This is a genomic window from Chitinophaga rupis (assembly GCF_900109685.1).
GTDB classification, from domain to species: domain Bacteria; phylum Bacteroidota; class Bacteroidia; order Chitinophagales; family Chitinophagaceae; genus Chitinophaga; species Chitinophaga rupis.
In genome coordinates, this window is sequence record NZ_FOBB01000008.1 from 206,956 (window position 1) to 230,162 (window position 23,207).

Annotated in this window: 21 protein-coding genes; 14 read left to right on the plus strand and 7 right to left on the minus strand. The window is 46.5% G+C overall.

The genetic code is table 11. The features are described 5' to 3' along the window. The first annotated feature begins 75 nt into the window (after nucleotides 1-75). On the plus strand, nucleotides 76-480 hold the full coding sequence (locus BMZ54_RS25495) for a hypothetical protein (protein ID WP_089918807.1): 405 nt from the start codon (nucleotides 76-78) through the stop codon (nucleotides 478-480). A 9-nt stretch (nucleotides 481-489) separates the two neighbouring features. Here the strand turns inward: BMZ54_RS25495 and BMZ54_RS25500 are convergent, their stop codons facing one another. Both BMZ54_RS25500 and BMZ54_RS25505 read right to left on the minus strand, forming a co-directional pair. Next, entirely contained in the window at nucleotides 490-870 is a 381-nt protein-coding gene (locus tag BMZ54_RS25500; protein WP_089918808.1) for a hypothetical protein, read from the minus strand. Nucleotides 871-886: 16 nt separating this feature from the next. Further along, nucleotides 887-1,459: an RNA polymerase sigma factor gene (locus BMZ54_RS25505; RefSeq protein ID WP_089918810.1), complete on the minus strand. Its 573-nt coding sequence runs from the start codon at nucleotides 1,457-1,459 to the stop codon at nucleotides 887-889. A gap of 137 nt (nucleotides 1,460-1,596) precedes the next feature. Here BMZ54_RS25505 and BMZ54_RS25510 point away from each other — a divergent pair, with 137 nt between their 5' ends. The 8 genes from BMZ54_RS25510 (at nucleotide 1,597) to BMZ54_RS25545 (ending at nucleotide 10,589) form a co-directional block, all read left to right on the plus strand. Continuing rightward, the gene (locus tag BMZ54_RS25510; RefSeq protein ID WP_089918812.1) at nucleotides 1,597-1,947 is read left to right on the plus strand and encodes a DUF6249 domain-containing protein; all 351 of its coding nucleotides are present in this window, start codon (nucleotides 1,597-1,599) and stop codon (nucleotides 1,945-1,947) included. A 30-nt stretch (nucleotides 1,948-1,977) separates the two neighbouring features. Next, nucleotides 1,978-2,901: a polysaccharide deacetylase family protein gene (locus tag BMZ54_RS25515; protein WP_089918813.1), complete on the plus strand. Its 924-nt coding sequence runs from the start codon at nucleotides 1,978-1,980 to the stop codon at nucleotides 2,899-2,901. A gap of 65 nt (nucleotides 2,902-2,966) precedes the next feature. Continuing rightward, nucleotides 2,967-3,548, plus strand: a complete 582-nt coding sequence (locus BMZ54_RS25520; protein WP_089918815.1) for a Crp/Fnr family transcriptional regulator — start codon at nucleotides 2,967-2,969, stop codon at nucleotides 3,546-3,548. Nucleotides 3,549-3,625: 77 nt separating this feature from the next. Then, nucleotides 3,626-4,414: a DUF2306 domain-containing protein gene (locus BMZ54_RS25525; RefSeq protein WP_202909357.1), complete on the plus strand. Its 789-nt coding sequence runs from the start codon at nucleotides 3,626-3,628 to the stop codon at nucleotides 4,412-4,414. A 45-nt stretch (nucleotides 4,415-4,459) separates the two neighbouring features. Further along, nucleotides 4,460-6,529, plus strand: coding sequence for a CehA/McbA family metallohydrolase domain-containing protein (locus BMZ54_RS25530; protein WP_089918819.1), 2,070 nt, complete (start codon nucleotides 4,460-4,462; stop codon nucleotides 6,527-6,529). Nucleotides 6,530-6,607: 78 nt separating this feature from the next. Beyond that, nucleotides 6,608-7,057, plus strand: coding sequence for a cupin domain-containing protein (locus BMZ54_RS25535; RefSeq protein WP_089918820.1), 450 nt, complete (start codon nucleotides 6,608-6,610; stop codon nucleotides 7,055-7,057). 310 nt (nucleotides 7,058-7,367) lie between these two features. Then, nucleotides 7,368-8,741: an alpha-L-fucosidase gene (locus BMZ54_RS25540; RefSeq protein WP_089918822.1), complete on the plus strand. Its 1,374-nt coding sequence runs from the start codon at nucleotides 7,368-7,370 to the stop codon at nucleotides 8,739-8,741. 174 nt (nucleotides 8,742-8,915) lie between these two features. Continuing rightward, nucleotides 8,916-10,589 (plus strand): glycoside hydrolase family 28 protein, encoded by a 1,674-nt coding sequence (locus tag BMZ54_RS25545; RefSeq protein ID WP_089918824.1) that lies wholly within the window; start codon nucleotides 8,916-8,918, stop codon nucleotides 10,587-10,589. Here BMZ54_RS25545 and BMZ54_RS25550 read toward each other — a convergent pair. After that, the gene (locus tag BMZ54_RS25550; RefSeq protein ID WP_089918826.1) at nucleotides 10,579-11,682 is read right to left on the minus strand and encodes an acyltransferase family protein; all 1,104 of its coding nucleotides are present in this window, start codon (nucleotides 11,680-11,682) and stop codon (nucleotides 10,579-10,581) included. The two genes, BMZ54_RS25545 and BMZ54_RS25550, sit on opposite strands and share 11 nt — an antisense overlap. Nucleotides 11,683-11,777: 95 nt before the next feature. Then, nucleotides 11,778-14,180 carry an ABC transporter permease gene (locus BMZ54_RS25555; RefSeq protein WP_089918828.1) on the minus strand — a complete coding sequence of 801 codons (2,403 nt, stop codon included), beginning with the start codon at nucleotides 14,178-14,180 and terminating at the stop codon, nucleotides 11,778-11,780. A gap of 201 nt (nucleotides 14,181-14,381) precedes the next feature. On the opposite strand from BMZ54_RS25555, the gene BMZ54_RS25560 reads away from it, so the two are divergent. The 4 genes from BMZ54_RS25560 to BMZ54_RS25575 all read left to right on the plus strand — a co-directional run bounded on the left by BMZ54_RS25560 (nucleotide 14,382) and on the right by BMZ54_RS25575 (nucleotide 17,448). Further along, on the plus strand, nucleotides 14,382-15,017 hold the full coding sequence (locus tag BMZ54_RS25560) for a class I SAM-dependent methyltransferase (RefSeq protein WP_089918830.1): 636 nt from the start codon (nucleotides 14,382-14,384) through the stop codon (nucleotides 15,015-15,017). A gap of 124 nt (nucleotides 15,018-15,141) precedes the next feature. Next, nucleotides 15,142-15,546 (plus strand): VOC family protein, encoded by a 405-nt coding sequence (locus BMZ54_RS25565; protein WP_089918832.1) that lies wholly within the window; start codon nucleotides 15,142-15,144, stop codon nucleotides 15,544-15,546. A gap of 149 nt (nucleotides 15,547-15,695) precedes the next feature. Then, nucleotides 15,696-16,463: an SDR family NAD(P)-dependent oxidoreductase gene (locus BMZ54_RS25570; protein ID WP_089918834.1), complete on the plus strand. Its 768-nt coding sequence runs from the start codon at nucleotides 15,696-15,698 to the stop codon at nucleotides 16,461-16,463. A gap of 91 nt (nucleotides 16,464-16,554) precedes the next feature. After that, entirely contained in the window at nucleotides 16,555-17,448 is an 894-nt protein-coding gene (locus BMZ54_RS25575) for a helix-turn-helix domain-containing protein (protein ID WP_089918835.1), read from the plus strand. Between the two features lie 31 nt (nucleotides 17,449-17,479). On the opposite strand, the gene BMZ54_RS25580 is transcribed toward BMZ54_RS25575, so the two are convergent. Both BMZ54_RS25580 and BMZ54_RS25585 read right to left on the minus strand, forming a co-directional pair. Next, complete coding sequence (locus BMZ54_RS25580; protein ID WP_089918837.1) at nucleotides 17,480-18,022, minus strand: hypothetical protein; 543 nt, start codon at nucleotides 18,020-18,022, stop codon at nucleotides 17,480-17,482. Between the two features lie 187 nt (nucleotides 18,023-18,209). Continuing rightward, entirely contained in the window at nucleotides 18,210-19,016 is an 807-nt protein-coding gene (locus BMZ54_RS25585; RefSeq protein WP_089918839.1) for a 3-keto-disaccharide hydrolase, read from the minus strand. Between the two features lie 150 nt (nucleotides 19,017-19,166). Between BMZ54_RS25585 and BMZ54_RS25590 the strand changes: the two genes are divergently transcribed. After that, nucleotides 19,167-22,253 (plus strand): sensor histidine kinase, encoded by a 3,087-nt coding sequence (locus BMZ54_RS25590; RefSeq protein WP_089918840.1) that lies wholly within the window; start codon nucleotides 19,167-19,169, stop codon nucleotides 22,251-22,253. On the opposite strand, the gene BMZ54_RS25595 is transcribed toward BMZ54_RS25590, so the two are convergent. Next, nucleotides 22,250-22,891, minus strand: coding sequence for a response regulator (locus BMZ54_RS25595; RefSeq protein WP_089918843.1), 642 nt, complete (start codon nucleotides 22,889-22,891; stop codon nucleotides 22,250-22,252). The two genes, BMZ54_RS25590 and BMZ54_RS25595, sit on opposite strands and share 4 nt — an antisense overlap. Nucleotides 22,892-23,207: the final 316 nt, after the last annotated feature.

The window sequence follows — 23,207 nt, forward strand, 5'->3', positions numbered from 1 at the left end:
TGAAGACCCTATTTTTTCTTTTTTGCCATTCTCGCTTTTTTTTCCTATATTCAGTATGAAGTTATTTATACTGTCATGTCAAAAGAAGCACAGATAAAAGCTGTTTTAGAGGATTATCTAAATGCTGAATCCTCCTTGAAAGAATGCGCTCAGGCAAGAGAAGAAACCCTGATAAGATATAACCACCTCACTGAAGAACATCACCCTCCCGGTAACAGCTATAACACACATACAGCAGCTCCCATCATAAGCGCCTATGACGAAATAAAAAGCCTGGATAAGACTATTGAAGATACCAGGCACAAGCTAAATGAAGCCACTGCAAAAATAAAGGAGTATATACATGCCCTGAAAGGACGGCCGCTTGAAGTACAATTTGCATTTGATTCGCTGAACCACCGCGCCGGCGCCCATCAGTTTTACCTGGAAAATGACGAATTAAAGGTTAGGCATTTATCCGCGAAAATAGAGGAGCCTTAGAACCGGATTTCACACCGCCCGGTCTCTTCTGACCAGGTACTTATCCAAAAACATCAATCCCAGCAGCACATTCAGGAAAAGCAGGCAATTAACGGTTTTACGGTTAAAGTACCGGCCTATATCCAGCTTGCTAACATCAACGGGTAAACGGAATTTGCCCGCTGCAGACCAGTTAAAAGAGGGGAGGGCATACACCACTGCACCGGCTATCAGCAACAGGAAGAACAGGCCGGTGCCATACACCACCTTTTTATTGAGATAGCTGCGGGATGCAGGTGCAATACGTGTTCCGGCAATAGCGCCCATTACTTTTTTAGAGAAATCAGGGGAGGGAGGGGTAAGCTCCAGGTCTTCCCGTAAATGTTTTTCTATATCAAAACGTTTCTCCATATCCGTTCACTTAACACTAATTTAAGATTTCTTTTATTTCATCTGCAAAATAGAGCTCCAGCTTTTCTTTGAGCCGTAACCGCGCCCGGTGCAGCTTCACCTTTACTGCATTGGGGGTAAGGCCCATGATAACGCCTATTTCCTCAATGCTTTGCTCCGCTTTGTAGAATAGGGTAATGATCGTTGCATCATCTGCGCTTAACAGCCCGATCACATGATTGACCAGCAGGTGTGTGGAGCGCTTTTCCGTTGGATCAGCACTATTCCCGGTATGTTGTGCATGCACCGTTCCAGGGTCGAGGGGATCCATGCGTGGTTTTACCTTTCGTAAAAAGGTCCTGGTAGTATTCATGGCAATGGTACACAGCCAGGTGCTGAATTTGGCATCCCGCCTGAAATCTGCCAGGGAGCGGTAAGCCTTCACAAATACATCCTGGGCTATTTCTTCCGCATCCTCCCGGTTGCGGCTATAACGTAGCGCAATGGTAAATACAAAGTGCTGATACCGTTTTATCAATTCCTCAAAACTTTGCTGATCACCCTGTAGTACCTGGTTGATAATTTCAATGTCATCCATTCCTGCGTGCATAGATGAGAGGTATGACTACTATTATAACCCGGAGGTTACACTACAATTTAAAATAATTAAGGTGTTTCCTGTAACCTGATCTTTTTAATGGTAGTCAAAGCTTGTATAAACTTAATATTCACAACAAATGCTTTATCATGAATAGTAATGAAATGTTGACGGCCGTACTGGTGCCCCTGGCCGCTATGGCTTTAGCTTTTGGGATTATATATCTCCTCAGGAAAGAGAACCTGGCCATGATAGAAAAGGGCATGAACCCTAAAATAGACCGGCCGGCCCCTTACACCAACCTAAAATATGGCCTACTGCTTACCGGCGGTGGGTTTGGCTTATTGCTGGCATATCTTATAGATGTTGCCGTGCCGGTCATTAACGGGGAAGACAATGCCTCTATCTATTTTGCCCTTATTGCTATCTTTGGGGGCATTGGCCTTATTGCATCTTACCGCATCGAAAAAAAGGAGCTCCTGGATAAACGCCCGGAATAAACAGTTCATTTCACCCCTTAAAAACAGATTATGAAAGCCTTGCTGCTTGTGTCCATTCTTTTACTACCCTTTACTGCATCCGCACAATCTAAAAAAGCATTAGCGGAAAAACTGGGATACCCTAAAGACACTAAGTTATTGATCATTCATGCGGATGATGCCGGCGTCTCCCATTCAGCAAATGCTGCTATCATCGCCGCTTATGAAAAAAAGGCCATCAGCTCCGCTGCTATTATGGTGCCCTGCCCCTGGTTCCCTGAAATAGCCGCCTATGCAAAAGCGCATCCTGAACTGGATTGGGGTATCCATATTACCTTAACCGCTGAATGGAAAAATTATAAATGGGGTGGTGTGTCATCCGCCAATGAGATCCCAAGCCTGCTGGATAAGGATGGGTATCTTTATGCTTCGGTGGAAGAATTTAAGAAACATGCAAAACCGGAAGAAGTGCGGAAAGAGATCCGGGCGCAGATCCGGAAGGCAATGGCTGCCGGCATCAAATTAAGCCACCTGGATACTCATATGGGCAGCGTATATGCATCGCCGGAATTGGTAGAAATATACCAGCAGGTTGGTAAAGAATTTCATTTACCGGTTTTGGTGCCAATGAATATGATACAGCTAATGGCCCCGCAAATGCTGCCCTATATCGACACCATGAATAACGTGATCGTTGATCAGTTTATATCTGCCTATAAAGCCGCTCCGGCTGATCAATGGCATGTGTATTATGACCAGGCGCTGGACCGCTTAAAACCCGGACTGAACGAAATGATTTTTCACCTGGCGTATGATAATGATGAAATGCAGGCCGTTACCATTGAGCATCCTGATTTTGGCGCTGCCTGGCGGCAAAATGATTTCAATTATGTGACCAGTGAGGCGTTTAAAACACTGCTTGAAAAAAAAGGGATCCGTGTTATTACCTGGAAAGAGATCCTCGCAACGCTTTAACAGGGAATATTCAGCTCATTTAAAATCTTTAAATTTGGAGGAAATCGGTCACTTAATTCCTCCAAATGACATCTTATTACGATACCTTATTCGCCTATATCGCCCGCATACTTGAGCTGCCGGAGCACGACAAGATCTCCTGCCGGGAAACCTTTCATCCGCTGACAGTACCTAAGGATACGCTGCTGGAAACAGCCGGTAAGGTGCCATTATACCACAACTTTATTGTTTCAGGCTATATGCGGAAATACTATATCAATGAAAAAGGCGAGGAGGTGACCAGTGACCTGAATGATGGACCCCGTTTTTTCACCTCCTACATGGCATTCGTTAATCAAACGGTGTCCAATGAATACCTGCACTGCATCACCGACTGCGAGCTGCTGCGCATTTCCAAGCCGGATGCCGACCGTACGGCAGGCACCAGCTATACCCAGAAAGATTATACTATCCGGCTGTTCCACCAGGTACAGGAAGAATACCTGGAACGGATCAACGACCTGGCCAACCTGACAGCAGAGCAGCGTTACCGGAAATTCATAGACAGGTCGCCTAACATTATGAAACATGTACCGCTGAAATATATTGCCTCTTACCTGGGTATCAAACCTGAAAGCCTTAGCCGTATCCGGCGGGAGATTTCCTAACAATTGTTAAGTGGATTTGCCTGCGCGCCGGATATTTTTGCAGTATGCTTACATATCTGTTAAAAGCCCCTCAGGCGGTGGCTGCAAAAATCTTGCAGTGGGCCGTCCGGAGCTGGTTTGCCGTTTTTTTCGCAGGGCAGCTGATCTTTGCCTCCTATATTATCCTGCTCTACTGGTGGTCCGCCGCACTGGGACGCCTGGAGCGCTGGAATGCTGCAACGCCGCATTTATATGTTAAAGGCGCCCCTCTTCATAATTCGGTGTTTGCGCTGCATATAGGAATAGCCGCGCTTATAAGCCTGCTGGGGCCTTTGCAGCTGCTACCGGCCATCCGGCGGTATGCGCCGCGGTTTCACCGCGTTAGCGGGCGTTTTTATATCTTCTTTGCCTTTGCTATCGGCATCGATGGGATATTGCTGGCCTGGCGGAAAGGGGCGGTGGGCGGAACCACGGATCATTTCATTATTTCCATCAATGCAGTCATTATCCTGGTATGCGCTTATTACACCATCCGCTACGCAATAAAACGGCAGCTGGCAATACATAACCGCTGGGCAGTGCACCTGGTTCTGGCCATGAGCGGGGTATGGCTGTTCCGCGTTTTCCTGATGTTGTGGCTGGTAATTAACCAGGGGCCGGTAGGCTTTGACCCGGATACGTTCACGGGCCCCTTCCTGACCACCTTAGCCATTGCAGTATATATATTTCCGCAAGTGATCGTATGGTGGTATTTCCAGGCAAAGGAGGCAGGGACTGCATGGCCTAAATGGATGTTCTCCATCGCACTGCTGTGTATTACCCTGGGAATGTTAGTTGGTGTTTTTGCTGCAACCATGGGAATGTGGCTGCCACGTATGAAATGGTAGGGAAGGTGGGAAAAACATTTTATCTTGGGGGGCTAAACCCACGTCATGAAGTTTTTTTTGTTACCCGTGATCTTCCTATTCATGGCTGTTGCAACCAGTGCACAGGCAAAGGTGGATCTGAAAGAATATAAGCAGGCAAACGGAGCTTTAGTTACTCAAGAGGGTCAGTTGCTGGAGATCAGCTGGCCAGCAGGCAATTCGCTCAAAGGCAGGGTAGTGTTCGATCTGGCCTCTTCGCGGCCGCTCTTTAAAACTATATCGCTTGGCCGGCAACAGATCACTGCCGGTGTAGATCCGGCTTTTGTGATGACCATTGGCGAAAGGGATCTGGTGTCCCAGAACGGCTGGAATATTTTCTTTGATAAGGTGCCCAACAAGCCGCATCAAACTTATCCCCTGACACTTAAAAAAACTGCGGTTGCAGTGAGAACGGAGGGTAGCCGTACAGTAGCCAGCATTGGCCCGGTTACGGCGGAACAATTTTCCGGCACGCTGGAAATTACGTTCTATAATGGAAGCCCCTTATTCAATATCGCCGCTGTGATCAGCACGGAAGCACCAGCGAAGGCCATCATTTTCGACGCCGGTATGGTAAGCCGGCAGCCCGACTGGCAGCGCGTTTCATGGATGGGCACAGGCGACAGCCTGCAGCAGACGCGGGTTATTCCAAACGATACTGCACGTAATCTTGCTGTAAAATACAGGGCCATTGCAGCAGCTGGAAAACAGGGCGCTATGGCCATCTTTCCACCACCACACCAATATTTTTATCCGCTGGATGAAGCCTTTAACCTGGATTTCACCTGGTACGGCAATCAATACCGGCAGCTGGTAAATGGCTACGGCATTGGCATACGGCAGGAGCTGCAGGGCGATAAACGTTACGTGCCCTGGTTCAATGCACCTCCGGGCACCAAACAGCGGCTCAATTTCTTTTGTTTATTGAGCCAGGATAATGATGCAGCGGCACTCACTGCCCTGAAAGCATTTACACATAACGACCGGTACGCAGCTTTGCCTGGATTCAAAACTATGTCCAGCCACTTTCATAACGAGTTTGTGATGAAAGTTATGATGGCAGGAGGGGCTGTGCCGGAGCATCCTGAGTTCGTAAAAGTTTTTAAGAATATGGGGCTGGACATTGTGCACCTCGCAGAATTTCACTACACCGCTGATCCCAAAGGGCCGGATGAAAAACGGCTGCCGCAGCTGAAAGCGCTTTTTGAATTATGCGAAAAGCAGTCAGACAGTAAATTTCTACTGCTGCCAGGCGAGGAGCCCAATGAATTTTTCGGTGGCCACTGGCTGGATCTTTTTCCACGGCCGGTGTACTGGGTTATGTCCCGCAAGCCGGACCAGCCTTATGTAGAAGAAAAGCCCGGTTACGGGAAAGTATATCATATCGGGAACAAGGAGGAGATGTTACGATTGCTCCAGGACGAGCAGGGACTGGCCTGGACCGCACATCCGCGGACCAAGGGATCTGTGAATACGCCCGACAGCTATAATCACGAAGCCTTCTTTTTATCAGACCGCTTTATGGGAGCTGCCTGGAAAGCCATGCCCGCAGACCTTTCACAGCCCCGCCTGGGTAAAAGGGTGCTTGATCTGATGGATGACATGAACAACTGGGGCACAAAAAAGACGGTCATTTGCGAAGCAGATCTGTTTACCATTACACAGCGCAACGAGATGTATGCGCACATGAATGTGAACTATCTGATGCTTGATAAGCTGCCCGCTTATAAGGAGAGCTGGAACCCCATCCTGGACGCTATGCAGCACGGACGCTTCTTCGGCAGCACGGGAGAAGTATTGATGCCGCTGCTGAAGATCAATGGTCATATTTCCGGCGATAGCCTGCAGCTCCCGGCCAATGGTATTGCCAACATTGAACTGCAGCTCCGCTGGACCTTTCCTATGAACTTCGTAGAGATCATTTCCGGCGACGGTGAAAAAGTATACCGTGAAAAAATAACACTGACCGATACAGAAGCATTCGGGGAAAAAAGTTTCCGGTTCAGCAGCAGGCTGGCGGGCCGGAAATGGGTACGTGTGGAAGCCTGGGATGTTGCTGCCAACGGGGCTTTCAGCCAAACGTTCTGGTTAAGGTAAGAACAATACAATCTATTTACAATTACCTGCAAAGTTGTAAGCAATGTTTTGTAAATTAATTTACCTAAACCCAACATCATGACAAAACGTGAAATAACCCTTATTTGTATCACTGCACTGGTAATGTGCATCCCCATGGCCATTATTGCACATAAATACCAGCAGGCCCCTTTATCATCTACTATATATGACTGGAACAGCATTAAAGTGGAATCTACTAAAACAGGTGAAAGGCGCCAGTTCCTGCAGGCTCCCACGCCCACATTAGATGAGCTGGAGCTGCATGTAACTACCCTGAACCCCGGAGAGGCGCCTCACCCACCGCATAAACATCCGGATGAAGAGCTGATCATCATAAAAGAGGGAACGGTTGAATCTACTGTAAACGGCATCACGAAGCGTGTGGGCCCTGGCTCTGTTATTTTCCAGGCATCGAATCAATTGCATGGGCTTAGAAATGTGGGCACTACTCAGGCGGTGTACCATGTTATTAAATGGAAAACAGAAAAAACGCCCAAGGCTAAATAAATGCATTTCCTATATAATAGCTACCTGTAATCCCTTATGGTAAAAAAGAACCACCATTGGTGAAAATTGGATATTTTTTTATCATGGATTTATCCATAATTTCAGTTTTCAATAAATCCACGTTTTTTTTGAAATGTTATGCTAACGTTTGCATAAAATAACGTCAGCTCCCGAAGCGAAAAATTTTTAACACATATGGCCACCCGTCATTTTGCAATAGTTGCCTGTTCAACTATTGCCAGGGCATGCTTTGGAAACTATGAAAGACACGCTGCCGGAGTAATTCATTAACTGATCATAAAAAATTTAAATGAAAAAATTGGCTATTTCCTTATGCACCCTCTTCCTGGCGCCCATACTGCTTTTTGCTCAGCAGCATACAGACCATGACCAGAAAATGAAATGGTGGCAGGAGGCCCGCTTCGGGATGTTTATTCACTGGGGAGATTACGCAGTGCTTGCAGGCAATTATAAAGGCCAGCAGGTAAAGCGCGGAGGTGAATGGATCATGAACCGGGCAAAGATCCCTGTATCCGAATACCAGCAATACGCCAAACAGTTCAATCCCGTAAAATATGATGCGGATGCCTGGGTAAAAATGGCGAAGGATGCCGGTATGAAATATATCGTGATCACTGCAAAACATCACGATGGTTTTGCTATGTTCAAATCGCAGGCCAGTAAATGGAATATGGTGGATGCTACCCCATACGGAAAGGATGTGCTAACGCCGCTGGTATCGGCCTGCCGCAAGTATGGCATTAAGCTGGGGTTTTATTACTCGCAGGCGCAGGACTGGAACAACCCCGGTGGTGCAGCAGCCAGGAAAGTAGCTTCAGAAGGTTGGGACAACCCGGACTCCACTAAAATAGACGAGTATACGAAAGCGCATACAGGCCACTGGGACCCTATTCAGACCAGCCAGTCCATGTCAGATTATATTGACAAGGTAGCGGTTCCCCAGGTGAAAGAATTATTAAGCAATTATGGAGATGTAGCAGTGCTTTGGTGGGATACGCCCACGAATATGACAGATGAATTTGCGGAGAAGCTGCAAGCCGTGCTGAAGCTGCAGCCGGGCATCATCACCAATGACCGCCTGAAACGCCCCAACTATCCCGGTGATTTTGTAACGCCGGAACAGCACATTCCTGCCGAAGCCATGGCCGGAAAAGATTTTGAAGTATGCATGACCATGAACGGCACCTGGGGATATAAAAGCTTTGATGATAAATGGAAGAGCGTACAAACGCTGGTAAGGAACCTGATCGATATTGCCTCAAAAGGAGGGAACTACCTGCTGAATGTAGGACCTAAGGCAGATGGAACTTTTCCACAGGAAAGCGTTGAGATCCTGAAGGGAATGGGCAGCTGGATGGAGAAGAACGGCGATGCCATTTATGCAACGCAAAAAAGTCCCCTGCCTGCGCTCTCATGGGGCCGTTGCACTAAAAAAGAACATAACGGAAATACCATCCTTTACCTTTCCGTATTTGATATGCCGGCTGGCGGAACCCTGCATGTTGACGGGATCAAAAACAGCGTGGTGGCCTGCAAGCTACTGGCAAACGGAAAGAAGCTGCAGACTTCAGCCTCCGGCAATGGGTTGGATATTAGCATTTCCGGGATAAGCCCTGATCCCATTGCAACCGTAATTGAACTGGAAGTAAAAGGTAGTTTATAATCGTAATTATACCCGTTATGTTCCCTGTCTCAAAATATGACCTTTTCTGCAAAAGGTCTTCCTGCAGGTGTGAAGCTGGCGGCAAAAAGACATAGGCACCTTTGAAGGCTCATTTAAAACGGAGGTTGCACAACATGGCGTTGTGATGATAAGCCTCAGGAAAAAACACTAAACATGAACCACTCAAGCAATAAGCCCTTATCAAGGCGCAACTGGCTAGGACAGGTTACAACAGCATCCCTGGGCACCGGGCTGCTGGGTGTGAGCAGCAGCTCTTTCAGCCCGGGTCAAATCAGGGGTAATGATGCCGGCGCCCGTGTTTACAATATCCGTGATTTTGGAGCTAAGGGAGATGGGAGATCCCTGGACACGAAAGCCCTGCAGGCTGCAATTGACGCCTGCAATAAAGACCAGGGAGGCATGGTGCTGGTACCTGCCGGCGTGTTTGTAATTGGTACCGTTGAAATAAAGAGCAATGTAACGTTGCATATCGCTTCACAGGGTGTTTTATTAGGCACTGCTGATGGGAAACAGTATTATGCAAATGATGCGATCCCGCTTCACGGAGATTCCACTCTGGAGGATGGGAATGTAGGATTGATCTATGCCGTGAAGGCGGAGAATATTACCATTGAGGGCAACGGTACTATTGACGGGCAGGGCGCGCAATTCCGCAGCCCTTCCAAGGACATGCCGCCCCCGGCCGGGATCAGCGGCCCACAACGGCCTTACCACCTGCTTTTTCATCAATGTAAGAATCTGACCGTGCGGGATATTTTTCTGAAGGACAGCGCTTTTCATTCTATCAGGGTCATACAAAGCGCGTATGTAAAAATGGAAGGGCTGCACATTCATAGCCGCATTATTCACAATAGTGACGGTTTTCATTTTATCAGCAGTGAGTATGTGCATGTCAGCAGCTGTGATATACAAACGCAGGATGATGCCTGTGCGCTCTTTGGCAGCTGCAAATTTGTTACAGTAAGCGATTGCTCATTCAGCACACGCTGGTCTGTTTTCCGCTTCGGTGGCGGTGTAGCGGAAAATATCACGGTTTCCAACTGTGTTATCTATCAAACCTATGGCTGCCCGATCAAATTGCGATGCGGGCCGGGCTCGCGGTTTGAGAATATTTCATTTTCAAACATCATCATGAAAGATGTGACAGGCCCCATTTCCATCGGGCTTGCTTCGCAAAGCCGCCGTCCCCAGGATGCCGGAAAGGCTCCCGGGGTTGTGCGTAATATCTCCTTCAATAACATCCAGGCAACAGTGGTATTGCCCGTACCGCTGCCCGATGCCGGTTTTTTGAGCAGTTACCGGCCAGGGGAGATGCATTCCTGTATTGTGCTCAATGCCATGGATAATGTATACCTGGAAAACATTTCATTCAATGATGTAAAAGTTACCTTCCCCGGCGGCGGAACCGCAGAACAGGCCATGCAGGAGGTTCCTAAAATTGCCGGGGAATATTTTGAGATCGGAACGCCGCCCGCTTATGGCATCTTTGCCCGGAATGTACGGGGGCTTTCCCTCCAGGGACTGCGGCTGGAAACTGCTGCACCGGATCTGAGGCCGGCCATTATATTTGATCATGTGGAAGATGCAGCCGTGAATGGTTTAAGCATGCAGGGACAGAAAGAAGCAGCATCCCTGCTGCGTTTTACGGACAGTGTGGATGTATTGCTTACCGCATCCCGGGTGCTGACGCCTGTCCCCGTATTTCTCCAGGTGGAAGGAGCCAATAACCGGAACATCCGGATAGATGGCGGCGATCTGTCGAAGGCCGACAAGGCATTGGGCTTTAGCAATGGCGCGAGTGAGCGGGAGGTGATTTTTAAGGGGTGAGGGGTGGCACACTCTTCCTCAACAAACCCTTCAGCCGGTTGCGCACCGGAATGTCAATGAAGATCATCACCAGATAGGCAAAGGCAATCAGCAGTATCACACCTATGATAATAACAATAGTCAGCTCACTCATGGCCGGCTTGTATTTTTCAACATAGCTGAAGAAGATCCATATAAAGGGATAGTGCACCATGTAAAGCGGGTAAGAGATCTCCCCTGAGAAATTGCAAATACGGGTTGTAGATGCTGTTAACCGTGCACCCGCGCCAAGTGCGATGAGGAATGGGAAATAAAAGATCACAATTAGCGGCTCCACTATTGGATTTAAATGTTCTCTGAAGGGAACTAAAAATACAATAGCCAATAGCATGCCTACAGCGGGGAAATTCAGTTTTGAATTAATGATCCACTTTGAGCGGTACACTAGGATGCCAGCCAGGAAAGAATAAAATACCCTGATAAAGCCGCCAAGGATGTTATTGCCGCCCCAGCCTCCGCTTAAATTACCAGACCGGTGTGCTTCATAAAAGAGCGCTACGCCGGCAACGATGGTCAGGACCCATAGTAATTTATTACGTACCCTGATCAGGATAAAAGCATAGCAAACATTGGCAGCGTATTCCCAGAATAAAGACCAGGTGGGAGGATTGAGATGGAACAGGTTAAAATAGCGTTCAGGCACTACCGGGTAAGGGATCATCAGGCAGGCTGTAAGGAACATCGTAACCAGGTTACCGGAATAATGCTGATAAAGATCGCTGAACGGATCCAAAATAAACGCAATGATCCCGATAACAGCCCCAATTATAACCAGCGGGTGCAGGCGGATCAGCCTTAGCTTAAAGAAGTTCGCAACACCGATCTTCAGTAATTTCTGATCATAGGCATAAGCGATCACAAAGCCCGAAAGACAAAAAAAGAAATCAACGGCCAAATAAGCATGCGCAATAAAATTGTTGCTATAATCCGGTACAGCTATTTCCATGAAATGAAAAATAACAACCGCAACCGCTGCTAATCCCCGGAGGCCATCCAGTATTTTAAAATGTTGTTTGGTAGTATTAAGACCTGATACCCCGTTTTGTTCGTACATGTGCAATATCCAATGACGTTTCCGATGCTAAAATATTTAATAACGCGGGGACAAAGATGTAATAATAAGCTGACAATTTTTACTGGTAATTGTATTTATTCCATCCTTAAGCTTTTAATAGGATTAGCGAGCGCCGCCTTAATGGCCTGAAAGCTCACGGTACAAAGGGCAACCATGATCACCAGTCCTGCAGCAAAAGCAAACATTGCCCAGCTTAGTGTAATACGGTAAGGATAATTTTCCAGCCATTTATTTGCGGCAAACCAGGCCAGGGGAACCGCAATCACCAGGGCAATGAGCACCAGCTTTACGAAGTCTTTTGAAAGAATGCCGGCAATGCTTTGAACAGATGCTCCCAGGACTTTCCTTATACCGATCTCCTTGGTGCGCTTTTCTGCAGATAAAACAGAGAGCCCGAACAGGCCGATGCAGGAAATAAAAATAGTCAGGATAGCGCCAAACAGGATGATCTGTTTCCACTTGGCTTCTGATTCATAGCTTTTCAGGTTTGCTTCATTCTTAAAGGTATAAGTATAGGGACTAAGTGGAAAGAATTGTTTAAATGCTTTTTGAATATACTGAAGGCTTGCGGTGATTGTATTTGGCCTGATCTTGATGTAAAAGGTTCCATAGGGATTAGCATTTTTCATGGTGAAAAGCTGCGGCGTGATCTTTTGATTCAGTGCTGTAAAATGGTAATCTTTTACAACGCCTATCACCTGGTAAACTCTATTATTGTCAAAGTTAAAGATCACGGATCTTCCGATAGGGTTTTTCCATCCGGCCTGCTTTACAAATGCTTCATTGACCAGGATCGAATGAACAGAGTCAGACGGGAAATCAGCAGAAAAATTCCGACCCTGGAGCAGCGGGATCTTTAAGGTTTCGAGGTAGGATTCATCCACCGTCTCATACGCAAAGTAGTTGATGGAGGAATCATTTTCCAGCTTGGCAGCGGTACCCCACATGCCGCCATTCTTAGGTGCTACATGCTCAATACCGGGATACTTCAGCAGCTCCGCTTTAAACGCCGCGGCCTCTGCATGGGACATATTGTTTCTATTGACCATCACGATATTGCTGTCATCATAACCAAGGGGTGTTTTGGTCAGGAAGCTGAACTGCGCATAAATAGTGAAAGTAGCAATGATCAGGAACGATGCCAGGGTAAACTGTAACACCACCAGCGATTTTTGCAGATAACTTTTGCCTTTCAGGTTAAACCTGCTGTAGAGCGTTTCAACAGGTCTGTAGCCGGATAAGACCAGTGCCGGGTAAAATCCGGCAAGCAACCCTGTTATAATAAACAGGACCAGGTACCCGCTAACAAGTGTTCCATCCAGCAGATAGGTTAGTGATAGCCGCTTGTTGGCAAGCTCGTTAAAGAGAGGCAGTATGATCTGCGCCAGGAGAATGGCCATGGTAAAGGCCACTGCGCATAACAGGAAAGATTCGCCCAGAAACTGTATCACCAGCTGCCGCCGGTCGCTTCCAACTACTTTGCGGATGCCTATTTCTTTTGCCCGTTTAACGGATCGCGCAACGGTCAGGTTCACAAAATTGATGCATGCGATCAGCAGCACAAACAATGCAATAGATGAAAGGATGTAAGCGTACATCGGGTTGCTGGCGTTCTGCAGGCCATTTTGTGCCGGCAGCTCTGTACTCAGGTGCATTTCCCCGAAAGGCTGCAGGAAATAAGTATCCATCTGTGCATCCCCGCCAGTGCCGTACCTGGCATTCATGGTTTTGAAAGTCTCCGAAGCATCTCTTTCATAGAACCGCTGCATTTGGTTGGATACTGTTACCGGGCTGGCATGGTCATCTAACAGCACAAATGTATTCAGGTAATAGCTAAACCAGTTTTCGTTATTCTTTGCTTCTGCTGCTGTTTCTTTAAAGGGCAGCAGCATCTTGTATTGAATGGACGAGTTCTGCGGGCAGTTAGCCGTTACAGCGGTTACTTTATAGGGTACAAAGGCGCTGTCTTCCCGCATCATCAGTATTTTGCCAACAGCATCCGCACTGCCAAATTGTTTTTTTGCCTCGTCTTTGGTAAGCACTACCGAGTGGGGTTGTGTCAAACAGGTTTTCTTATCGCCATCGATCAAAGCAAAATTAAAGACCGAGAAAAAGTTGGAATCCACGCGCAGAAGCTCCCGGCTTTCCACCTCAGTACCTTTTTTAAAATCCTCGTTGCCGCTTACAACACGTACAAACGCCCGGATGCCCGTAACGTTCTGTGTGAACCGGGGACCTTGCAGCGGGCCTGTACTGGACTGTTTAGAGGCTACGCCGTTGTGTACGGATCTGGTAACGATCCTGTAAATATGGGAGCCGTTCGTATGGAACCGGTCAAAACTGACTTCATCTTTCACGTACAGTAAGATCAGCATGGCGCAGGCCAGGCCAATACTTAGCCCGGCTACGTTAATGAAAGCATATACTTTGTTGCGTGTAAGATTGCGGATGGCAATTTTGAAATAATTCTTAAACATAGGCTGAAAAAAACTTTACGGCTCAATGAATATACCAAAATAAAACCGGTTGATTTTCAATACACTAAGAAGCATTACACCTGGAAATATGTTCGGTTACGGACAGGGGTGTACGATCCCGGACCGCCTGAAACGGCATTTGCATGCCGGCCCAAGGATAAATAAAATATGTAACTTTGTTGCAAAAAATAAAACAGGATCATGGCAGATAATACCGCTAAGCCAGAGTTTTGGGAAGCAGCCTTTAATGAAAAACATGAAATGTGGGGCTTTGAGCCGGCAAAATCTGCCGTGTTAACGAAGGATCTTTTTGTGAGGGAATCTGTAAAAAACATCCTGATCCCAGGTATCGGTTATGGACGGAATGCGCAGATCTTCATAAACAATGGAATAGCTGTAACAGGGATCGAAATCTCAAAAACAGCCATTGAAATGGCGGGAAAGCATTATGGCGCAAATATGATCATACATCATGGCTCTGTAACAGATATGCCTTTTGATAACAACAAGTATGATGGCATATTTTGCTATGCTTTGATTCATTTGCTGGATAGCAGTGAAAGGCTGAAACTGATCCATGACTGTTATAACCAGCTTTCGGAAAATGGATACATGGTTTTCACCGTTATTTCAAAAGACGCTCATACCTACGGGCAGGGCACATTGCTTAGTAAGGACCGTTATGAAATGTTTGGGGGCGTTAAAATGTTCTTTTATGATGTAGCATCCATCCATGCGGAATTTGACAGCGCCGGATTATTTGAGATCACGGAGATCACTGAAAACTATCCCTTCTTTTTAATTAAATGCAGAAAAGGTGCTAAAGGCGGCCATTAAGATTTGGCAATGTTCAAAAATAAATGAAAATTGCTTCAAAGCTTATGCCTAAAGAAACATTTAAAATGCATAACTTATCCTTCCGTTTTTAGATCCCCTTTTTTAACCGCACAACAAATTTAATATGGCAAAAGTAACAGGCCTTGGTGGCGTATTTTTTAAATGCGATAACCCGAAAGGCATGAATGAATGGTACGCCAAAAACCTTGGGCTGCCTACCAGCGAATACGGAACAACCTTTGAGTGGCGGGAGGCCGGTGATCCTTCTAAAAAAGGATCTACCACCTGGAGTACATTTCCGCAGGATACCAAGTATTTCAATCCCTCAGCCAAACCATTTATGATCAACTACCGGGTGGATGATCTCGTTGCGCTGGTAGAGGAGCTGAAAAAGAACAACGTAACCATTGTTGATGAGATCGTGGACTATGAATATGGCAAATTCGTTCATGTGCTTGATCCGGAAGGGAACATTATTGAGCTTTGGGAACCCAAAGAAGATACGGATCAGGATAAGGCTGTAGAGTAAACCGGCCGGCTTTTTAACCGCACAACCCGTTGAATATATTGTCTCTGTCCAAGCCCCATCCATTTCAGAGAAATGTATAAGTTTTGCCGTTAAATGTTCAAGTGCAGGAAGAACGGTTGAAGGAACTTTGTGTTATAAAATTTATAATCATGAACACAAAGGATCAGCAATCAAAGATCGTTCTGGTAACCGGTGGCAGCCGGGGGATCGGGAAAAGCATTGCATTAAATGCAGCTAAACGTAACCTGGGCGTAATCCTCACCTACAACAACAACCCGGAACAGGGGCAGGCTGTAGCGGATACTATCAACCGGAATGGTGGTAAGGCAGTGGCTTTACAAATGGATGCAGCTAAGATCAGCTCCATCAGCGATTTTGCCGGCCAGGTATTGCAGGCGCTTAAGAAAGAATGGAACCGGGACAGCTTCGACTATCTTGTAAATAATGCAGGGATAGCCCAGCGCACGCTCATCAAAGACACCACGGAGGCGATCTTCGACGAGCTGGTAAACGTAAATTTAAAAGGTGTTTTTTTTCTTACTCAAAAACTGATCCCTTTGATGGTGGATGGCGGTCAGGTTATTAATATCTCATCCGGGCTTGCCCGCTTCGCCTTTCCAGGTGTTGCAGTGTATGGCTCGCTCAAAGCTGCGCTGGAAGGGTTGACCAGGTATTTTGCCAAAGAATATGCGGAACGGAAGATCCGTTTCAACAGTGTGGCCCCAGGGGCAATTGATACGGAATTTGGCGGAGGAAAAGGGGATGAAAGCCACCGTCAGCAAATTGCCGGTATGACAGCACTGGGCCGCCTCGGTGAAGCGGATGATGTGGGGGCTTTTGTTGCATCGCTGCTTTCAGACGACAGCCGCTTTGTAAATGCACAACGGATCGAAGTAAGTGGCGGCATTGTTATCTGATCATTCATGGGGGCAGCAAATGCCCCCTGTATTGGCGCCATGCTGCAGGCAAACGCCCTTTTTTGTAAATTTACCAACTCAATTTCCTCCAATGGAATATATCGATATAGAATCGATTTCGGAGCTGCACGACTTCTTTCATTACGATAAGCCGCTGCACCCGTTAATAAGCGTGATAGACCTGGCCAAAGTGGACCGCTCGCACCGGAGGGAAGGCGATGCGTACCGCTTGAATTTATATTCCATTGCCTGTAAAAAAATAGAAGGCTCCTTTAAGTACGGACGCACCTCCTACGATTTTTCAGAAGGTTCCTTGATGTTCACCGCCCCGCACCAGGTTTTATCACCCGGAATTGAAAACAAGGTGGAAGGCTGGGCAATTTATATCCACCCGGATTTTCTGCACGCAAACAGCAGGGGACAAAAGCTAACCGCATATTCGTTTTTTGGTTATGATACCAACGAGTGCCTGCATATTTCAGATGCTGAGAAAAATGTGCTGGAAGATTGCCTGCAAAATATCAGGCGGGAGATCTCGATGAACCTGGATACCCATTCACACAATCTTATCCTGACGAATCTTGAATTGATGTTATCGTACTGCTCCAGGTTCTATGACCGTCAGTTCCTTACAAGAGCAAAGGCCGGCAATGATATTACAGAGAAATTTGAGCGGCTGCTGAACGATTATTTCGCACAGGAAACACCCATTGAATCAGGGATCCCGGATGTAAAATATTTCGCCTCGCGCCTTAATCTCTCTCCAAATTATTTGTCCGATCTGTTAAGCAAATACACCGGTAAGTCAACGCAGGAGCATATTCACCTGAAATTGATAGACAAAGCAAAATCTTTGTTATGGAGCACCCAAAGCTCCATCGCAGAAATAGCTTACGATCTGGGCTTTGAACATCCGTCTCACTTCACAAAATTATTCAAATCCAGAACAGGTTATTCGCCGCGGGCATTCCGGAATTTGAATTGAGGCAGGGTAGGAACTTGCATCAGCTTTCCCATCAGTCCGTTCCCCTTCTATTTTCCCCGTACTTTGAAACGTCAACAGGCTTATCCTTTGTTTGGTCGCGCTTACCCACATAAGTGATCATTAGGGAAACAAATGATGCCACGCTGAAGTTTATGAGGAGCGCATTAATGCAAACCATAAAAAGCCAGCCTGCCGGACGATCCATGGACGCGTTGGAAGGGGCGTTCGTTAATGCATCCGTTGAAGGTGCAGTAGAGAAAATATTGGGATGAAAACTAAGCATCAGCAGTGCCCCAAGAACAACTGAAAGCAGGGTGCCTACCGCCGTTGCGATATGAGCGGACCCGGACATTGCCACGGCTCTTTCTTTTTGATACGGCTGTTTTAAAAGTTTCAGATTATATAAAAGGATGGGGATAGAAAATGCCACATTTCCGATATATAAAAGATAGGAGCTTTTATAATCGTCGTCCTTTAAATGGTAAAATAGAAATACCAGGTAAAAAAGAGCTGCCATGCCACCATATATAAGATAGTCTTTCAGATGTTGTTTGTTAATGAACGGGTTTTTCATCTTTTTTTTAATGTTCAGGGGAAATATTGTGCCAGCAGGCGTCCGGCTGCTACATAGAATGCAGGCAAAGTTCTTTACCCGGTTTTATGTTTCTTTTTTGTGAAAGACGTGTCTGTAAAGAAACACTTCTGTAGAGCGTTTACACGTTACGTTCTTCCAATGCCGGGAGTACAGGCCGAACACCCTGTTAGCGTGCAGGTGGAGTACCCTCCAGGTTCAGGATCATAACATTCCTGAAATCGATCGGCTGTCCCTCGCTCTGCAAGGCAATATATCCTTTCGAGAGCAGCTTCCCGTCCTGCTTCTGTTTTGGGTCATACCGGTTCACCACCGGCCCGCCTATTTGCGGTTTGGAATATTGAAGTACCGTATCCCCGTTAATAATGTGCGTGATCAGCGAATCGCCTAACACGATCAGCTCTACCTTTATCCATTCATCTTTATCATAGGTCTTTGAGCTGGAGTTGATGCAGTGCCGGGTATCCAGCTTGCCCTGGTATACGATATGTGTGCCGGGGGAGCACATATTGCCGGTGGGTCTGGGCTTTCCATCACCCAGCCCCGCTAAGAACTGCATTTCAATAGAAATTGGCCAGTCCTGTTCTTTGGGTATGGTCCGCGGGTCCTGGGAATGATACATTACCCCGCTGTTAAGTTCCGTATAGGAAGGCGCCGTTTTACACCATTCACCCACAAAGCGGTATTCCAGTTTAAGATGGTAGTGGGAGAAAGGGGTTTTATAATACAGGTGGCCAAACTGGTCATTGAAATTTCCATATTGATCATAACGCACCTGTATCATGCTGTCCTGCACCCGGAAGGTATTGCCGAAGTTATCACCCGTTTCATGGTGATGGATCTTTACTATCCAGTCATTAATATCCGTACCATTAAATAGCGGTATCCATTGTTGTTCCTGGGCCTGCGCGGCAGGATGAAAAATAATTACCAGCAGCAGGAAAGCCAGTGTGCGGGGAAGTTGCTTGTTGATCATAACGGAAAATATTAGTAAAAGGTTGCCATTCAACCAGATGGGAATCAATATACAACTATCGTATCATTAAAGCTACGTAGTCTTGTTCTATATTTAGGGGTCATATGTTAGTCGTACCGGCAACATGATTGAAAATCCTATGACCCAGCAATGTTACGTTTAGCCAAGCCTGTTAATCTAGCCGTATTTTTATTATTACTTTGTCATAACCCGGCCTTTGCCAGGCTGGATACCGTTCATTATCATCTGCAGCATTTTACGGATGAGAACGGCCTTCCTCAGAATAGCGTAAAGTTCATTGCAGCGGACAAAGCCGGATATGTGTGGCTGGCAACCGAAAATGGGCTGGTACGTTTAGAGAGTGGCCATTATATCAGGAATTTTAATAAGAACGAGCTGGATATTTCTTCCAGCCGGATCAGCTTCCTTTATTCAGCTCCCGGTGATAATGAATTGTTTGCCCTCACAGAATTTCATCAGCTGATCGGTATCAGCTGCGGTAAGGCTACGGTGCAGCAGGATATAGCTGCAAATGCAAGCGCAGACGCAGAACTGATCTATAAAGAGGGAGCAGATACTTACCCTGTTATCGGGTTGCCAAATTTATATGAGAAGAATATCCGGGCAGGCCGGTACCTGATCCCTGTAAAAAGAAATAGCTTTTTTCTAATCCGTAAGGACAGTATTGACTTTATAGCGGAGCATCAGCAGCAGTTCCGTGTAGCCTTCCATTATACCAGCCCCTGGAGTTTTTTTTCAATGAAAGGACAGTTATATTATTTAAATGCCTCGGGTGAAGTGATGGTGTTTAACGGACAGAATGTAAAAACCGTATCGTTTACGGGCGATATCCTGCAGAACCCCGGCTACAGGAGCCGCCGCCGTTATTTAAAGTTATACTGGAATTTTGCGGCAGAACAAACTTTTGTTTACCTGGATGAGCATTGTTATGTGCTGCGGCGCATGCCGGATGGCAGCTTACATACCAGGCTGGTGGTGAATGGTTTTGATTTTGTATCAAACAGGATCATGTCTGTTTATTACGATGCAGCGCATGAACGGGCTTTTCTCGGCAGCGTTACCAGGGGACTATATGTTTTTACCCGGCAGCCTTTTAATGTGCTGAGTGGTGAGCAGAACTCTGATGACGAAGTTTATTATGCCCAGGCGGAGCTTGATGAAAACCAGGTATTAACGGCACAGGGCATGCTCTTTGATTCAGCCGGCCGCAGCTCCTTGTTTGGGCAGATCCACGCCCGGAGCTTCACCGATGGCAGGTACAGCATGGTTGTAGACAGTTTGGAGAATGTATGGTATAAGAATGAACAAATGCTGTATAAATTTAACAGTAAAGGACGGTTGCAGTGGCAGTGGGAGGGCCCTTCGCCCATTAACCAGCTATATATGGGAAAAGATGGCCGCCTTTGGATAGGTACCAAAACAGCGGGACTCTACCGTTTAGCTCCGGCAGCGCCGGAGCAGGCGCCGGAGCTGGTGGCTGAACAGCTGGTAAATGCATCCTACCTGCAGCAGGAGACCGCAGATCTGCTATGGATGGGTAACAAAAGAGGCCTTTACCGGCTGCATATTTCCTCCCGCAGTATTGATACTATCAAAGAACTCAATGGTAAACATATTCGCAGCTTAAACATCCCGCGCCCCGGTGAAGTTTGGATTACCACCTATGACGATGGGTTTTTTCTGTACCGGCAAAACCGCTTGCACCTGTTTCCGCTGGATCAGCATAAATATCTTCAAACGGTACATTGCCTGGTAGAAGACGATAAAGGGTATTACTGGATCACTACCAATAAGGGCCTTTTTCAGGCAGCGCGAAAAGATCTGCTGGCTTATGCTGATAAACAGCAGTCGTACGTCTACTATCTGTACTATGGGAAAGACAGGGGATTTAAAACGAATGAATTTAACGGCGGTTGTGAACCCTGTGGGGTGAAATGGAGTAACGGAAATATTTCCTTCCCATCCATGGATGGGTTGGTGTACTTTGCCCCCAACCGCATAAGCGCCGAGCTGCCGGATAAGGAGCTGTATATTGAGGAAGCAGTGCTGAACGGTGAGCTGGTTCCTCTTGGTGATTCACTGGTATTGCCAAATACCTTTCAGCAGCTGAAATTAAGTGTAAGTACGCCTTATTTCGGAGATGCAGCCAACCTGCAGCTAAGCTATGCACTGGTAGAAGCATCGCAAAAGGATAGCGCAGTATGGCTGCCCCTTGGCAATGATCATACCCTTTCATTTTCAACACTCCCTTCCGGTACTTACCAGCTGCGCATCCGGAAAATAAACGGCTTTGGGAAAAATAATTATACGGAGAAAGTATTACTGATCACGGTGCAGCCGGCCTATTATGAAACAGTTTGGTTCCGTTTGCTGGTGGTGCTGGGGTTAGTAATAGCCTTTGCTGTTTATACCAGGTTACGCACGTACAAGATAAAGCAGCAGAACCGGGTGCTGGAAACCCGGGTAACCGAACGCACTGCAGAGCTGCAAACCATTCTGGCATCCCTGGCTGCATCCGAGAAAAAGTTACGCCGCCAGGCACGCACACAGGAACGCTTAATGGCATCCATTACCCATGACATTAAAACTCCTATGAAGTATCTGATGATGTTAGCCGGCAACATGTCGTGGAAAGACAAAGAGACGCTGGCCCCGGAAATGATGACAAAAAGCGCCAGGGCTATTTACGACACCTCTTACCGTATGTACTACCTGCTGGAAAACCTCATTCAGTATATAAGAACACATATCAAGAACGGAACTACAGTGCCTGAAGAAGTTGACCTGCATGAGCTGCTTGAAGAAAAAATAGATATTTTTCATAGCATTGCATTGTCCCGCTCTACCAGCATTGTGAACAACGTGCCACCGGATCTGCAATTCCAGGCCGACTACCAGGTGCTGGGAGTAGTGATTCATAATTTACTGGACAACGCAGTAAAGAACACGGTGGACGGAGTGATCAGGCTTTCCGCAGTGAATGGTAACGGAATGGTATCTATTATAGTGGAAGATGCCGGAACAGGGCTGCCGCCGTCGTTACTGGACTGGATCAATGGCTACCATGGTTTAAACGGGAACGAAGCTTCACCTATGCATAGCGGTATCGGCTTACTGATCGTATTAGAGCTGCTGGAGCTGGTGAACGGAAAACTGATAGCGGAAAATAATCAGGAGAAAGGAGCTACCTTAAAAATAGAGCTGCCTGCAGCTTAGCCCATGTTCGGGTTATAAAGTTTTACTTTTTCAATTAACTCAACAATATTCGCGGTCCCCATCTTTTCAAAGATCCTGGTCTTATAGGTACTTATTGTTGTTAGCTGCAGGTGTAATGTAGCTGCTATTTTGGCCATGCTGCTGCCTTTGATCAGCAGGTTCAATACTTCTCTTTCCCTGCCGGATAGTGAGTTCAGCGGGTTTTCAGCAGCCGGCCTTGGTTGCTGCAGCCGCGAGAGGAGCTGGTCTTTTACCGCTGCGCTGATATATTTCTCGTTATTCATTACCGTCCGGAGGGCCGTTCTTATTTGCTCTTCAGAAGAATATTTTACCAGGTAACCATCAGCGCCTGCCTGTATATAATTAAGTGCAAACAGCTGTTCCTCGTAGCCGGAGAACATCAGTATCTTAATGTCGGGCTGCCTTAAGCGTACCGCATCGATCATCTGCAGGTTGTTGCCACCTGGAATATTAATATCCAGTATTAACAGGTCAAAAGGTCTTGATTCCAGCTGTGTTATAGCCTGGTCCAGTGTTTCAGCTTCTATAACCTGCGCATTCAGGAACATGCTTTTTATGATAAGTAACACGCCCAGCCGGACTATGGTGTGGTCATCGGCAATGAGTACGGTTTTCATAGCAGGGGATGGTTAATGTATAAATAATCAGGTTCACAAGGGCTAAGATATAATATATCTTTTTACCCTGAACGCATTTTCGTGTAGAATAATTACTACACACACTACGAAGTACTACTATAAATGCCGGTAGTTTATTTGTCTAATTTAGCAATGTGAGAATGTTCGGTGTGATGTGTTAAACTGTCCTGTGATCAAATGTAGAATTTTTACTATATAAAAATAACCACAACTATATCCTATGGGAAACTTTACCCAGTCCCAACGCTCAAAAGATCCTTTATCTCTTTTATTGCTGTTGCTTGCATACCCAATA

Coding starts and splice junctions, on each gene's coding strand:
- BMZ54_RS25555 (WP_089918828.1), bottom strand. CDS start 14,180: ATGTTTAAGAATTATTTCAAAATTGCCATCCGCAATCTTACACGCAAC.
- BMZ54_RS25535 (WP_089918820.1), top strand. CDS start 6,608: ATGACAAAACGTGAAATAACCCTTATTTGTATCACTGCACTGGTAATG.
- BMZ54_RS25575 (WP_089918835.1), top strand. CDS start 16,555: ATGGAATATATCGATATAGAATCGATTTCGGAGCTGCACGACTTCTTT.
- BMZ54_RS25510 (WP_089918812.1), top strand. CDS start 1,597: ATGAATAGTAATGAAATGTTGACGGCCGTACTGGTGCCCCTGGCCGCT.
- BMZ54_RS25540 (WP_089918822.1), top strand. CDS start 7,368: ATGAAAAAATTGGCTATTTCCTTATGCACCCTCTTCCTGGCGCCCATA.
- BMZ54_RS25580 (WP_089918837.1), bottom strand. CDS start 18,022: ATGAAAAACCCGTTCATTAACAAACAACATCTGAAAGACTATCTTATA.
- BMZ54_RS25585 (WP_089918839.1), bottom strand. CDS start 19,016: ATGATCAACAAGCAACTTCCCCGCACACTGGCTTTCCTGCTGCTGGTA.
- BMZ54_RS25565 (WP_089918832.1), top strand. CDS start 15,142: ATGGCAAAAGTAACAGGCCTTGGTGGCGTATTTTTTAAATGCGATAAC.
- BMZ54_RS25505 (WP_089918810.1), bottom strand. CDS start 1,459: ATGCACGCAGGAATGGATGACATTGAAATTATCAACCAGGTACTACAG.
- BMZ54_RS25545 (WP_089918824.1), top strand. CDS start 8,916: ATGAACCACTCAAGCAATAAGCCCTTATCAAGGCGCAACTGGCTAGGA.
- BMZ54_RS25590 (WP_089918840.1), top strand. CDS start 19,167: ATGTTACGTTTAGCCAAGCCTGTTAATCTAGCCGTATTTTTATTATTA.
- BMZ54_RS25515 (WP_089918813.1), top strand. CDS start 1,978: ATGAAAGCCTTGCTGCTTGTGTCCATTCTTTTACTACCCTTTACTGCA.
- BMZ54_RS25570 (WP_089918834.1), top strand. CDS start 15,696: ATGAACACAAAGGATCAGCAATCAAAGATCGTTCTGGTAACCGGTGGC.
- BMZ54_RS25530 (WP_089918819.1), top strand. CDS start 4,460: ATGAAGTTTTTTTTGTTACCCGTGATCTTCCTATTCATGGCTGTTGCA.
- BMZ54_RS25595 (WP_089918843.1), bottom strand. CDS start 22,891: ATGAAAACCGTACTCATTGCCGATGACCACACCATAGTCCGGCTGGGC.
- BMZ54_RS25550 (WP_089918826.1), bottom strand. CDS start 11,682: ATGTACGAACAAAACGGGGTATCAGGTCTTAATACTACCAAACAACAT.
- BMZ54_RS25560 (WP_089918830.1), top strand. CDS start 14,382: ATGGCAGATAATACCGCTAAGCCAGAGTTTTGGGAAGCAGCCTTTAAT.
- BMZ54_RS25520 (WP_089918815.1), top strand. CDS start 2,967: ATGACATCTTATTACGATACCTTATTCGCCTATATCGCCCGCATACTT.
- BMZ54_RS25500 (WP_089918808.1), bottom strand. CDS start 870: ATGGAGAAACGTTTTGATATAGAAAAACATTTACGGGAAGACCTGGAG.
- BMZ54_RS25495 (WP_089918807.1), top strand. CDS start 76: ATGTCAAAAGAAGCACAGATAAAAGCTGTTTTAGAGGATTATCTAAAT.